The 12,998-nt window shown below is 46.3% G+C and carries 16 protein-coding genes; 5 read left to right on the top strand and 11 right to left on the bottom strand.

Translation table 11 applies throughout. The features are described 5' to 3' along the window. Positions 1 to 132: 132 nt before the first annotated feature. The 4 genes from Q9R46_RS25015 to yyaC form a co-directional block, all read right to left on the bottom strand. Positions 133 to 1,374 carry a class I SAM-dependent methyltransferase gene (locus Q9R46_RS25015; RefSeq protein WP_311282187.1) on the bottom strand — a complete coding sequence of 414 codons (1,242 nt, stop codon included), beginning with the start codon at positions 1,372 to 1,374 and terminating at the stop codon, positions 133 to 135. 122 nt (positions 1,375 to 1,496) lie between these two features. After that, positions 1,497 to 2,222 (bottom strand): DUF6483 family protein, encoded by a 726-nt coding sequence (locus Q9R46_RS25020; protein ID WP_311282188.1) that lies wholly within the window; start codon positions 2,220 to 2,222, stop codon positions 1,497 to 1,499. A 206-nt stretch (positions 2,223 to 2,428) separates the two neighbouring features. After that, a complete protein-coding gene (locus Q9R46_RS25025) occupies positions 2,429 to 3,220 on the bottom strand; it encodes an alpha/beta fold hydrolase (RefSeq protein ID WP_311282189.1) in 792 nt (263 codons plus the stop codon). Between the two features lie 78 nt (positions 3,221 to 3,298). After that, positions 3,299 to 3,838, bottom strand: a complete 540-nt coding sequence (gene yyaC, locus Q9R46_RS25030; protein ID WP_311282190.1) for a spore protease YyaC — start codon at positions 3,836 to 3,838, stop codon at positions 3,299 to 3,301. A 213-nt stretch (positions 3,839 to 4,051) separates the two neighbouring features. Here yyaC and Q9R46_RS25035 point away from each other — a divergent pair, with 213 nt between their 5' ends. Then, positions 4,052 to 4,273 carry a DUF1128 domain-containing protein gene (locus Q9R46_RS25035; RefSeq protein WP_311282191.1) on the top strand — a complete coding sequence of 74 codons (222 nt, stop codon included), beginning with the start codon at positions 4,052 to 4,054 and terminating at the stop codon, positions 4,271 to 4,273. 107 nt (positions 4,274 to 4,380) lie between these two features. Here the strand turns inward: Q9R46_RS25035 and Q9R46_RS25040 are convergent, their stop codons facing one another. Beyond that, positions 4,381 to 5,118, bottom strand: a complete 738-nt coding sequence (locus Q9R46_RS25040) for a pirin family protein (protein ID WP_311282192.1) — start codon at positions 5,116 to 5,118, stop codon at positions 4,381 to 4,383. A 150-nt stretch (positions 5,119 to 5,268) separates the two neighbouring features. Continuing rightward, positions 5,269 to 6,273, bottom strand: a complete 1,005-nt coding sequence (locus Q9R46_RS25045) for an asparaginase (RefSeq protein WP_311282193.1) — start codon at positions 6,271 to 6,273, stop codon at positions 5,269 to 5,271. A gap of 181 nt (positions 6,274 to 6,454) precedes the next feature. On the opposite strand from Q9R46_RS25045, the gene Q9R46_RS25050 reads away from it, so the two are divergent. The 4 genes from Q9R46_RS25050 to Q9R46_RS25065 all read left to right on the top strand — a co-directional run bounded on the left by Q9R46_RS25050 (position 6,455) and on the right by Q9R46_RS25065 (position 8,466). Next, a complete protein-coding gene (locus tag Q9R46_RS25050) occupies positions 6,455 to 7,156 on the top strand; it encodes a phosphatase PAP2 family protein (RefSeq protein ID WP_311282194.1) in 702 nt (233 codons plus the stop codon). Positions 7,157 to 7,287: 131 nt separating this feature from the next. Beyond that, a complete protein-coding gene (locus Q9R46_RS25055; protein WP_090924488.1) occupies positions 7,288 to 7,545 on the top strand; it encodes a GlsB/YeaQ/YmgE family stress response membrane protein in 258 nt (85 codons plus the stop codon). Positions 7,546 to 7,609: 64 nt separating this feature from the next. Continuing rightward, entirely contained in the window at positions 7,610 to 8,017 is a 408-nt protein-coding gene (locus Q9R46_RS25060; protein WP_090924487.1) for a YtxH domain-containing protein, read from the top strand. Between the two features lie 83 nt (positions 8,018 to 8,100). Next, positions 8,101 to 8,466 (top strand): DUF5665 domain-containing protein, encoded by a 366-nt coding sequence (locus tag Q9R46_RS25065; RefSeq protein ID WP_139168946.1) that lies wholly within the window; start codon positions 8,101 to 8,103, stop codon positions 8,464 to 8,466. Positions 8,467 to 8,489: 23 nt separating this feature from the next. On the opposite strand, the gene Q9R46_RS25070 is transcribed toward Q9R46_RS25065, so the two are convergent. The 5 genes from Q9R46_RS25070 to Q9R46_RS25090 all read right to left on the bottom strand — a co-directional run bounded on the left by Q9R46_RS25070 (position 8,490) and on the right by Q9R46_RS25090 (position 12,990). Then, complete coding sequence (locus Q9R46_RS25070; RefSeq protein WP_311282195.1) at positions 8,490 to 9,509, bottom strand: magnesium transporter CorA family protein; 1,020 nt, start codon at positions 9,507 to 9,509, stop codon at positions 8,490 to 8,492. A gap of 137 nt (positions 9,510 to 9,646) precedes the next feature. Beyond that, positions 9,647 to 10,420, bottom strand: coding sequence for a sigma-70 family RNA polymerase sigma factor (locus Q9R46_RS25075; RefSeq protein ID WP_090924486.1), 774 nt, complete (start codon positions 10,418 to 10,420; stop codon positions 9,647 to 9,649). After that, positions 10,417 to 10,869 carry an anti-sigma B factor RsbW gene (rsbW, locus tag Q9R46_RS25080; RefSeq protein WP_145334870.1) on the bottom strand — a complete coding sequence of 151 codons (453 nt, stop codon included), beginning with the start codon at positions 10,867 to 10,869 and terminating at the stop codon, positions 10,417 to 10,419. The genes Q9R46_RS25075 and rsbW overlap by 4 nt, the downstream gene beginning before the upstream one ends. 18 nt (positions 10,870 to 10,887) lie before the next feature. Then, the gene (locus Q9R46_RS25085; protein WP_090924484.1) at positions 10,888 to 11,226 is read right to left on the bottom strand and encodes an STAS domain-containing protein; all 339 of its coding nucleotides are present in this window, start codon (positions 11,224 to 11,226) and stop codon (positions 10,888 to 10,890) included. An 87-nt stretch (positions 11,227 to 11,313) separates the two neighbouring features. Then, entirely contained in the window at positions 11,314 to 12,990 is a 1,677-nt protein-coding gene (locus Q9R46_RS25090) for a response regulator (protein WP_145334868.1), read from the bottom strand. Positions 12,991 to 12,998 lie beyond the last annotated feature (8 nt).

Below are 12,998 nucleotides of genomic sequence, written 5' to 3' on the forward strand. Positions count from 1 at the left end.
GTAAAGCGACCCTGGTACCAGTATGTCCTCTTCTTCATGTATGCAGACCAGTCATGCACGAAACATGCCTGCTTCGGTGCTTCTTGTGTTCTTTATTGGACTATTTATCATCCATTACCTTCATGCCAAACATTAGTGAAGATTACACTTCGCAGACCGCTCCAGGTTTTCCCTGTCCACTTTTCCACCCGTTATGCTCCCTTCAACCGGCAACAGATCCGCACAAGCACGCTCCAGATATGGATCGGCATGAATGAAATCACGGAATGCGGTGTATTCACCCCACAGGTCCTCCACTTGACCCGCCTGACCGCGAACGGCGCGAATCAGAATATTTTTCGGTGTATTCTCCAGATCAATGAATTCGAGCAACTGTGTTTTATATCCCATAATATCCAGCAGTTTGGCGCGAATCGCATCTGTTGCCAGTGCAGAGAAACGCTCCTTCAAAATGCCATGGGACAGAAGCGGGTTCATCACCGGAGACTCAACCTGGTCATACAGCTCATGCTGACAGCAAGGAACCGACAGAATGACAGAGGCTCCCCAGCGCACGGCTTTCTCCAATGCCGCATCCGTAGCCGTATCGCAAGCATGGAGAGTAACAACCATATCCACTTCGTTCAGTTCATCATAATCCGCAATGTCACCCACAAGGAACTTCAGATCACCGTAATGCAAACGTCTGGCCAGGTCGTTACAGTGTTCAATGACATCCGCCTTTAAATCCAGGCCGATAATGTTAAGCGAACGTCGCTGTTGTACGGACAAATAATGATACAGGGCAAAAGTCAGATACGACTTGCCGCAGCCAAAATCTACGATGGTGAGCGGACGTCCTTCCGGTAGATGGGCAATAACATCCTGCACCATTTCAAGGAAACGGTTGATCTGCCTGAACTTATCATACTTGCGTGCAAGCACACGTCCTTCCTCGTTCATAATCCCAAGTTCAACGAGGAAAGAAACCGGAACGCCCTCTTCAAGTACATATTGCTTTTTGCGATTATGGGACAGATCCACGGCTGTTTTGGATGGGGATTTGGTCAGAATCGATACTTTATATTTTTTGCTGATCAAAATTTGATAATCGGCCTCTGTCGTACAGAGCAGTCCCTGGCGAAATGTCTCTTCACATAACAAAGTCATACGCTCCAGCGCTTCAGCCGGGGTCAAATTCTCATGCAACACTTTATTCGCGTAATGAAAAGCAAACTGGTAATGAAGCTGATTCTTTAGCGTAACCGGCTTCACCTGCACTTTGGTAAACGAGACATTGTCCCGTCTGCGCAGCTGACTCCAGGTCGCCGTAATCAGCGAGTTCTGTTCAAAAATATCTTGTATAAGCTTTCGCAACGAATCCACGGGGTACATCTCACTTTCGGTTTGGTTTGGTCAACCGTTACCATACCATAATTCCGTTCCCTCTCCAAGTGAAGAGCTACTCTCTATAAGTTCAGTCATCCAATATTCTATAAGTTCAGCGATCCATTCGGTTATTCTTCTGTTACGACCTGCTGACGTTTGGTTTCAAGTGCTGTAATCTGCGCCAGCCCCTCTTCGACCTCAGCTCGCGGCAAACCACCCTGTTCAAGCTGCTTATCCGTAAGTTCCGTCAGCCTCTGATAAAATGCTCGCGCGTCCTCTTCATACTGTACCGGATAATCCGCACCCAGATGCATCAGTCTGTACCAGCCGTTCTCCGCCGCATCATATCGGCCCTGTTGCTCCCGATATAACGCAAGTTGCTTCTCCGTTCGGGCAGGAAGCTCGTACCCCTTAATTTGCTCTATAATTCCTTCTATACGGTCAGGCCCCTGTAACAACTCGCGATTAGCACCATGATTCTGGGCATACAGATAAAAATGTAACGCTCGCATTAAACGAACAAGCGCCGCATCCTCTGTGTCCATTTTCTCCTCATCATCGATGCCTTCGACTCTGGCCTTCTCGTGATAGATATATGCTTCTTCCTCGATCAGTCTTGCCGCTTGCTGCAGATTGTCTACCTCAATGACACCGCGAAAACGGAACATCTCGATCACATCCTCCGCAGGCAGAGAGTTCAGGAGATTGAGATTCATGCCAAATTGCCTGCGCATCAACTCATCCAGTTCAGACAAAGCCTCCGTATGTTTACGTTGCTGTCTAAGCGTAAAAGCCTTGCCGATCGCCTCTGTCATTTCCTCCATCATGCGGAGCAGATAATCCTTCCTGAACATCGGTGCGCCCCCTTAGATCTTCACTCATTGATCGCATACTTTATATCGCGTATTCATATGATTTATTTTAATTCATGCCGTGAAAAAAAGCGAAAGTCCGGCTTCCCCATGCTTTTGAAGCCGGTCAGCAAACACATCAAAGCCCCTGCTTGTCCACATGGACACACAGGGGCTTCATATATAAACTCGATTGATTGAACTTATGGTTAGTCAGACAATCCCGTCATAAACTGTTGAATGACCTGAATCAATTGTTCTGGCGCTTCATACATACTCATATGTCCTGCACCTGCAATGGTAGCCTGCACAATATGAGGCTTGTCACTCGTAAACGTACGTTCCGGTGGAATCAACCCATCCTTCTCCCCTGCTACAAGTAATACTGGAAGCGGTGTGGCAGACAACACATCACGGCGATCCGGACGTTCACGCATAGCCAGTGCCGCGCCAACCGCACCTTGAGGGGCAGTTTGATAACCAATTTCCTTTACACGATTCACATGTGTCGACATTGGTTCAATATGCTCCGGAGCGAAAAGACCAGGTACCAGCCCGTCCACAAAATTCACAATACCTTCGGTCTGAATCGTAGATACTGCACGCAAACGTTTCTCCTTCGCTTCGTCGCCGTCCGGATACGCTGTTGAATGGATCAAACCGAACGCGTTGAGTCGCTCCGGATGGTGCTGTGCAATAGAAAGTGCAATATACCCGCCCATGGAATGTCCCAGAATCACTGCTTTTTGCACGTCTAGCTCATCCAGCAGTTGCAACACATCGTTGCCCATCTGTTCAATGGTGTAACTGCCTACAGGTGCATCCGTTTTGCCGTGCCCACGCAGATCAGGTACGATACAACGATAGCTGCGAGCCAGCTCCGGTACTACTTCATCCCAATAGGAAGAACTTCCGCAGTATCCGTGAAGCAGTACAAGCACTTCTCCCTTACCCTGCTCAGCATAACAAATCGTTGTTCCATCACACATCACTTTTTCCATATTAATCCCTCTCTCTGCGCGAATGTAATATTTCAGGTTGTATATTATTAAGCATTCATCTCATAAATGAAACGTTCATCATCCATTCCAGGCTTCCGTCACCGCATCTGCAATCGTTTGTGACATACCCATGACCAAGTACAGCGAAGTCATCTGCAAAATCGAATAGGGTCTCGGTCCGTTGGCATTTACAACCGCAGCTACACTGTATTCTCCAACAGGTGGCAAATGACCACCTACGGATTGAGCAGGGCGCAAAGATGTTACCGATACATAGTATGTCCCGGTAGCATCCTTTGGGCCCAAACATGCATCTATTGCTATAACCTTATGGTGTGAAGGAATCTGGGCCAGTCTCTTTTCAAGAGTATCTGCATCGCAAGGAGTTGCCAGTGTACCGATGACATGAGGTATGCCACGCTCCTCCAGCAAAGTCCCCGTCATCGGTCCAAGTGCATCTCCGGTCGAACGATCTGTACCGATACATAGAAACGTAATCTCGTCCAGTTTATGGAGCTCGGAGATCTCCTTGAAAAAAAGGGCCATCTTGTCTCCAGGCACACCTTTACGTACACCTCGGCTCTGTTGCCGGACAAGTTCCCGTTTATATACGGCCAAACTGAATTCCCTCCTTGTTACACACGAAAATATTGGACAACCCTGGTGCTACCTTTACTTCCAGTCGTTGTGATCTATTCTCATATTGTAACCGATGCTCCATTCTCCCGCAAAATTATTGGCTTGTCCCCTTCCACTCATGCTACAATAACAGAAGTTCCGTTTGGACAAATGAGTAACCCATCTCCGGAGATGGAAAGGATGAAGTTAACGATGGATTTAACACAAGTAACAGCAGAAAATATCGAATATATGATTGAAGCCATTAAGACCAAATTGCGGATGGCCAGTGGTGCCGCTATGCAGGGTTCATCATTCCCGCTTGAGAAATATGAAGATTTGCAGGATTTGTACGAAATGGTGATGAGCAAAGAACATTTGAGCATCTCCGAAGTAGAAGCGGTCGCTTCTGAACTCGGTAAACTCCGCAAATAAACTTCTCTCTACAAATGCGATTATCTTCACACCTGTTACAAGATAAGCAACAAAAAGGACCTGTCTTACATCAGAGCACTGATGCTGGACAAGTCCTTTTCTCTGTATTAAGGAAGATCCACAAGTACAAATTCGGCAGGCTCACTACCTGTACTGGTCATTTGTAAATCACAGCTTTTACGGATGCGAGCCGCATCTCCGGGCTTGAGATGAAAGTTTCCATCGGAACACTGAATTTCCAGATGTCCGTTAATGAGAAACAAATGAGTACGACGCTCCTCATGTTGCGGAAACATTAATTTCTTTCCTGACTCCAGTTTGGACAGATAACAGGTTACATCCTGAGCGATGCGGAGTGAATTGTCGTCTATCGATTCATCCGATGGACCAGAGGCACCTGACACAACTGGACATAGTCGGTTGAGCTGGGCGGACTCTTCTATTTTCCGATAAGCATAAGATGGCTTCAGCATTCGCTGAGAGGGCAAAAACCACATTTGCAAGAAACGTACCGGTTCATCCGTGGCTGGATTGGTTTCGGAGTGCTCTACGCCTGTGCCTGCACTCATCACCTGAACTGTCCCCGCTTCCAGCAACTGTTCTGTGCCCATACTGTCTGTATGTTTAAGCGTGCCTGATATCACATAACTAACAATTTCAAGGTCGTGATGTGGATGTTTCTTAAAGCCTTCTTGCGGCATCAGTATGTTGTCGTTGTGGGCTAACAGACAGCCAAAATGAGCATTGCTCGGGTCCTCATAATCCGCAAAGGAAAAGCTGAATTCGCTGTGTATCCAACCGCGATCCGACGTGTGTCTTTCTTCCGATGTCACTACTTTAATCATATTCATCCACCTCCAGAGGATTGGAACTGCCGTATGGCAGTAATCCATGCGTGTTCAAAATGATATAGGTCAATACCAGTTGGTATGTGATCTTTACCCGGGGTCCGGTCATTCTAATCACGTTCCTTCTAAAGGTTACACGCTATCTTTTCATGAGTGGAGCACAAATTCACTATCCATTTTACCAACGAGCGTCCCTGCATCATTGCGTATGTCTGCAGGAAACACTTCTGCCAGGCGGGCAATGGTTTTGGGATTGGAATAGTTCAGTTGCTTCAATATCGATTGCGCAATGGAAGCCCATTCTTCCTCAGAGCCATCCAGCACTTTGAAGGTGATGCCCAGTCTTTCTTTTTTCAGCGCAAAACCAAATACACCCTTGAATCCGCCCTTCGCGACAATATTATCGTCCTCCAGCAACACTGAATCCACTCGATTCTTGCCACCGACCATCAGAGGGTGCTGATTCATAGCCGAAGTGATCGTCTTTACAGCCATGCGTGTAGGCTCATCTGCAATCAGGTCAGGACATGCAAGCTTGAGATATGCATTGGCCAGTGCAGACAAAGGCAACGAAAATACCGGAAAACCACAGCCATCCGTTCCTAACTGAATGTCTTTTACTTCAATATCCGCGAGACCTGCCAGTGTTTCAAGGATTTCCCGTTGCACTGGATGATCTGGCTCGGCATAGCTCTCCAAATCCAATTTTCTCATCTGACTATAACCCAGAATGCCCAGATGTTTACCCGAACAGTTATGCAGTATTCTGCGTTTCTCTCCTTGCGCCCTCAACCAGTTATTGCGGCTTTCTTCATTAAGCGGATAGCTTGGTGCACAGATCAGACATTCCTCACCAAGTCCGATTTTATGAGCCAGATGCTCCAGCACTTGAATATGCTCCGGCTCAGAACGATGTGATGAAGCCATGATCGCAATCTCTTGTGGTTTAAGACTATAATGTTCGCCTATTCCAGCCCGAATCCCTGGAATCGCTTGAAACGGTTTGGCGGATGAACGTGTAAACGCTCTGAAATGAGGATCACCAGCCGAATAGACAACCCGGCCATGCTCATCTGTAATACATATGTGTCCGTAATGAGCGCACTCCATCACGCCTGCACGGTATTCTTTAACTAACAAAGCACTCTCCACGCGAGTTTCTCTCCTTTTAAATTCCCAAATTCATCTCTGCTTTGCTTCACGGCGCTGCATGGGATATCCTCATTAGTATAGTACAAAAACGACGGTTTTACAGTTTTTTCGACAGTTGTTTCGGGTAAAGCTTTATCAGCCTGACTGAAACAATAGACCTTTCTTGAAGGAGATACTGCTTATGTTGCGCAATTCTCAACATCTATCATCTGAATCATCTCATGTAATGTCTTTGCAATCTCTGCTGAAATACATCCTGATTGCTTCTCTGCTAAGTTCAGCTACTGTTTTATTATTGGCTGGTATCGGAGCGTGGATGGGTCTGGAACGTTTAATTCGACTGGACAGTCAAGTTCAGCAGCTATTTTACCTTCACTCGCAATCCCGTCTGTCTCTGCTACCCTACACTTCCTTCATCACGGCACTCGGTTCATTTAAAATATCAGCACTCGCTGCAGCAGGGTTCGCACTGTTATGTTTCTTACAGCGTCATCCCAGAACAATGATGTATGGTTATACCATCTGCGCAAGTTTCGGAATGATGTGGATTTTGAACACGTTCTTAAAAGAAATATTTAGACGAAGCAGACCCGAACTGGATCATCTTCTCGTTGTGCATGGATATAGTTATCCCAGTGGTCATGCCATGATTTCGATGGGTTTTTACGGTATGCTTTTTGTCATCTGGGCCATCGAATGGAAGGAACGGGATGTAATTAGAAGATGGCTTCCTGTTATTTGCGGTATTCTATTTGTTATGTTGATCGGCGTGAGTCGGGTTATGCTGGGGGTTCATTATCCTACCGATGTTTTTGCCGGATTTGCCGCAGGCTTCGTCTGGATTGGCTGTATGATTCAGGGAATAAAACACCCTGCCATTTGATCCCCTGTATCTAATTTCCAGCTTATTCATCGGACAGTTAGTTGTTTCACCATGTTGCACGGCGTTTATATACGAAGTAAGCAAACGCGAACAGACAACATCCTGCATCAAGTTGAAAGGAGGCGGTTGTTATGTGGGGCATTATTATCAGCATTGTCATGGCGATCATTATCGGTTTGATTGGAGATGCACTTGCCGGTCATAACATGCCGGGCGGCGTGATTGGTGCGATGATTGCCGGATTCGCCGGAGCCTGGCTGGGAGCACTTTTGCTTGGTAACTGGGGACCGGTTATCGGTAACTTTGCCGTCATTCCAGCCATCATTGGTACAGCGCTCTTTGTATTCTTGCTGGGGCTTGTGTCCAGACTGCTAAGACAGGCTGCCTGATTCGGGTTAGATGGTGTTCGTTGTTTCGTATTTGTTTCTCAAATTAATGAAGGAGTGATTAGACATGAATAAAGCAGAAGAACAATATCCTGTACAAAGTGGTTCGACTTTCGCCAAAGGCATTTTCATCGGAGGTTTGCTGGGCGCTGCAGCTGCCTTGTTATTCGCCCCTAAACCAGGACGCGAATTGCGTGGTGATCTTTCCGAAAAGGTAGGTATGGTGACTGACCGTACAAAGGAAGTAGCCACTGTTGTTGGTGACAAAGCTTCTGAAATTGCCAAAACGGTATCTTCCAAAACGTCCGATCTGGCAAGAACAGTAAACCAAGGTCGCAATGACGTTATGGATTCCGTAAGAAAAGCATCAGCAGATGTTGCTGAGGAAGCAACACGTGCATCTGAAGAAGTGGCTGCCGCTTCCGTAGAAGCGAAGGAAGATGCGCGTAAACAATTGAACTCGACAAGCCTGTAAGGCCTGATGAGATCGAGCAATGAATAGCCAGCTGCATTCCAGCTGGCTATTTTTTATCCAAAGCGAACGGAGGAATGACAGATATGAGTAAAGTCACGATTAATGGCAACACCTCAGTACCGGGAGGAACACCTGCACAGCAGTATGATACCAGTGAACATCCATTCGAATTGCGTCACGAGGTCAAGCGCCTAAACACACGGCTTGATCAGATTGCCGACAGTCTGGAGAGGGCTCAGATCAAAGACATCATTGAAAATTACAGTAGTCCCAAGAAACGAATCATTACCAACTTTACCGCAGGTATGGCTCGTGGACTTGGATTGACCGTCGGTACGTTTGTTGTGCTCGGTTTGCTTGCCTTCATTCTTAGCCAATTTGTCAATATGCCTATCGTGGGTCAATACATCGCCGACTTGCTCGGTTACATTGAGGATTACAAAAAATAAAAAAGGAACCGCCCGGTCTGTGACTATCGCGGTTCCTTTTTTCCTCTGTCCCAGTTCCCCCGTGCGGAGGACTGTGCAGATTTTACTTTTAACAAATCCCCTGTCCATCCTTTCATCATCATCCATATATACATGCTGATCATGCTACAGATGATGAGCGCAATAACAAGCACGACTCCCCATGTTTTGTCGATCAGGGGCAAATTCTCAAAATTCATCCCCCATATAGCACCTGCGGCTGTTGCAGGTGTGAATACGGATGTCACAATCGTCAGTGTCTTCATAATTTCGTTGCCGCGCACGCCTGATATCGCGTTGTCTATCGAGATTAAGGTATCAATCTCCTTTTCATAATGCTGGAACAGACACTCCATTCGCTCCACACGGTACTGAAGTTGCTGATAGAAACGATTCTCTGTAATTTCATGAAGGTAGGCTTCCCGGGAAGCGGCCATTAATTCGGTGTAAGGAATGAACAGATTACTCCAGTACAGCAATTCGAAACGCGCTGCCAGAATCTGATCCATTAATGTCCGCGCATTCCGTGATTCCATTCTCCGCTCCAGATCACGCAAATTCATCTCAAAATGATCCATTCCCACATGATAATAATGTAATATGGCCCGAAAAAGCACAAACATGCCTTCTCTGGCCTGCGTACATTGTTGCAACATATGCATTCGTTCGCCCGATTTCATAATGCCCCTCGTATTGTCGTCCAAATTGAGCGTAACCAAATGTTGCTTGTCGACATAAAAAAATATCTGATTATCTCTTCGTTGATCTTCTCTCTCATTTTTTACAGCATATAAAAAGGAGCCAAAAATAACCGCGTCTTTGCCATTAAAATAACGAACGGACAAGTAGTTTGATTCGGCTTCCGGTATTTTGCTTAACCAGTATTGCATTTCTGGAAATGCCTGTTCCAGATCACGAAGTGCATTTTCCATACTACTAGAATCCGGTGCTACCCAATCCCACCACTGCCAATCTTCGGAGCAGGATAACTGATCACGCCGAGCTTCCAGTTTGACTTGATTCACCTGACATACCTCCTGAACATATTTGTTTTACTGCAGCCAAGTCTCCCCCTCGATGAATTCAAAAAGGACACGTATGCAATCCAGTGCAATACCGTGTCCTCGTCAAGCCGTATTGGGGCAACAATTGGAATAGTGTATCATAGCAAAGAAGCGTTAGACATAATCTGCTTCAGTTTCTCCGTAGCCCTTTTCTGGATCCGGGAGACGCTCATCTGCGAGACACCCAGTTTCTGGGCTATAGCCCGCTGTGACTGTCCATCCTGAAAGGCTAAAATAAGTACTTTCTGTTCTTGCTCCTTAAGCTGACCTAATGCCTGCTGTAAATCCATTCGTTTTTCCACCGAATCAAAGTCATTCACATCCGCGCTGATCAGTTCACCAAGTGTCGCGGCACTGTCATCCTGAGATAATGGAGAATCCAGAGAAACATAGTGGTAACACTCCCGACCGGCCAGAACTTCAATCGTTTCCTCCGGAGTAAGATCCAGGTACTCAGCAATCTCATTAACCCCGGGTGAACGTTCTAGCTTTACCGTCAGCTCATCAATGGCATGTTGCACCAATGCCCCTTTTTCCTTGATTCTTCTCGGTACTTGAATGTACCATGACTTATCCCGTAGATAATTTTTCATATGACCGATCATACTTTTCATCGCATACGGTTCAAATGGAATCCCCAGATTGATATCATATTGCTTCAACAATCGGATCAAAGCCATTTGACCTGTCTGGTACAGATCCTCATATAAATCCGGTCGATTCCGGGCAATTTTACCCGCAGCCATTTTGACCATCGGCTCGTACTTGCGGATCAGAACCGTAGCGATTTCGTTGTCCTGTGTTTGTTGGTATTCCCAGATCAAACCAATCGCTTCAGACATGGACTCTGGGGGAGTCACTTTCTCATTCATACTTTCTCCTCACTTTTTGCAAGACGTTTTACGAGTACTACTTTCGTACCTTTGCCCGTCTCACTTTCAACACTGACATCATCCATCAAGGCTTGCATCAGGTAGAACCCAAGTCCGCCAATCTGAGCGTCTGTCAGTTCTTTGTCATGAAGTCCGGAACGTGATACGGCTGGGTTCACATTCTCGAAGCTGGAACCTTCGTCTTTGACAGTGATCGCGAGAGTCTCACCATCGACTTCAAAAACGACTTCAACCATGCCGCCTTCATGAGAGTAGGCATACAATACGGAATTGTTACAGGCTTCGGACACAGCAACCTTCATATCCTCGATGTCTTCATAAGAGAATCCCATTTTGGACGCAACACCATATAGATTAAGTCTTACAATATCCACATATTCAGCTGTCGCCGGTAAATTCAGCGTAATTCTTTGGACTTCTGCATTCATTCCTTTTTCGATCCTTTCCTATTGGGAATTCTTCTGTGTAACAAAGAATTTGGCTATACCCGTCATATCAAAAAGTTTCTGAATTTGCGCAGGAACTTCCTGTACTTCAAAGCGAGCTTCCATTCCGTGTCTAGCCTTGAGAACAGATAACAGGATACCAATCCCTGTGCTATCAATGTACTTCAGATCTTTCATGTTAATAATCAGATCCTGCTCCTTATTGTCCACGAGCGGTTCCATTACCAAACGGAAGTCAGGAGCAACCGACAAATCCAGTTCGCCAGTCAGATACACTGTGCATACACCGTCATGTGTTTCGGTTCTTGCGTTGAATTTTTCATTTTTATTTGTATTCATTAGACATCTCTCTCCTGATCAATGGTTTCCTTACCTTATAACCCAACTTACGCACGAGTGAAACAGGAAACATAACTGGTAAAACTTTCAATTGGCCTGATCCATTGCTGAACCACCCGGATTAATAACCTGGCGTTTTTTCTGATAATGGGAAAGCTTCTGTTTGACACTACCCATTTTCACCGGCTTGCTGATATAATCATCCATTCCAGCCTCGGTACAGCGCTGCTGTATACCTTCCATTACGTTAGCTGTCATGGCTATAATGACAGGTTGCTGCTTCTGGGACACGCTTGCGCGTATTTTTCTCGTACATTCCAGACCATCCATCACTGGCATCTGTAGATCCATAAAAATAAAGTCATATGGCGACGGGCTTTCCATCACCATGTCCAGAGCCTTCTGCCCATCTTCCGCAATATCGGAGAGAAGTCCAAGCTTATGCAACATGATGGCCATCAACTTCTGATTGATCGGATGGTCATCCACGATTAATACCGTTGCATGTTTATCTTCATGACTAACGTCTGTCAGCTTCTCTTCGCCGCTCCCCTGAACCAGTTCCGTTTCAATGTAACGCTTGGCCTGAATGGTAAACACAAAGGTAGCTCCCCGCTTTTCAGAGGTATCGAGATAAATCTTCCCACCCATCATCTCTACCAGTGTTTTACAGATCGCCAGACCAAGGCCAGTTCCACCATATTTTCGAGTCATGGACGTATCAAGCTGAGAGAACGGCTGGAACAAGCGATCCACTTTCTCAGGTGCGATGCCTATTCCTGTATCTTTGACAGCAAACTCCAAAGACATGTTGCCTTCCTTCTCTTCGTTCACGGACACAATGAGATAAACACCGCCCTGCTCCGTAAATTTCACCGCGTTGGCGATCAAATTCAGAAGCACTTGGCGGAGGCGTGCCATATCTCCATAGATTAATTCAGGCACAGCATCTTCCAGGAAAAAATCCAGTTCCAGACTTTTCTTACCTGCTTCTGCAGCGAACAGACCGAGCACTTCACGTATGCAGGAAACAAGTTCAAATGGATGCTCCTCCAGCTCCATCTTGCCGGACTCCATCTTGGTAAAATCTAGAATATCATTAATTACCGTGACGAGTGCATCGGCGCTACGGCGAACGATATCGACATATTCCTTCTGATCTTCCTTCAACTCGGTTTCCATCAACAGGTCCACCATGCCAATGACTCCGTTCATCGGCGTACGGATCTCGTGGCTCATCATGGCCAAAAACTCCGTTTTGGCATTAGCGGCAATCTCGGCTTCTTCTTTGGCCTGCACAAGCTGCTGATTCATCTTCTCCAGCTCCTGCGTCTTCTGGTGAAGCAACATCGTCTGTGTCTTTAGTCTTTTGTTCGAGATAAACATCTCTACAAAGCCCTCGATTTTGGATTTCAAAATCTGGGGAATAAACGGTTTGACCATATAATCAATGGCTCCCGCTGAATATCCGGCAAACAAATGCTCGGCCTCTCTGCTATTCGCCGAAATGAAGATGATGGGCACATCTTTGGATTTGTCTCGTGCCTTGATTAATTTCGCTGTCTCAATCCCGTCCATCCCAGGCATTTGCACATCAAGTACAATGACCGCAAATTCGTCTTTAAGTAGACACCGGAGTGCCTCTTCTCCGGAATTTGCCTTGACTAGTTTGTATTGCTCTGATTCCAGAACCGCTTCGAGCGCAAGCAGGTTCTCAGGGCGGTCATCTACCAGTAATATGTGGATTGGTTCATTGAGCCCCATAACTAAGC

The organism is Paenibacillus sp. RRE4 (assembly GCF_031844205.1).
In the GTDB taxonomy this organism is placed as follows: Bacteria; Bacillota; Bacilli; order Paenibacillales; family Paenibacillaceae; genus Paenibacillus; species Paenibacillus xylanexedens_B.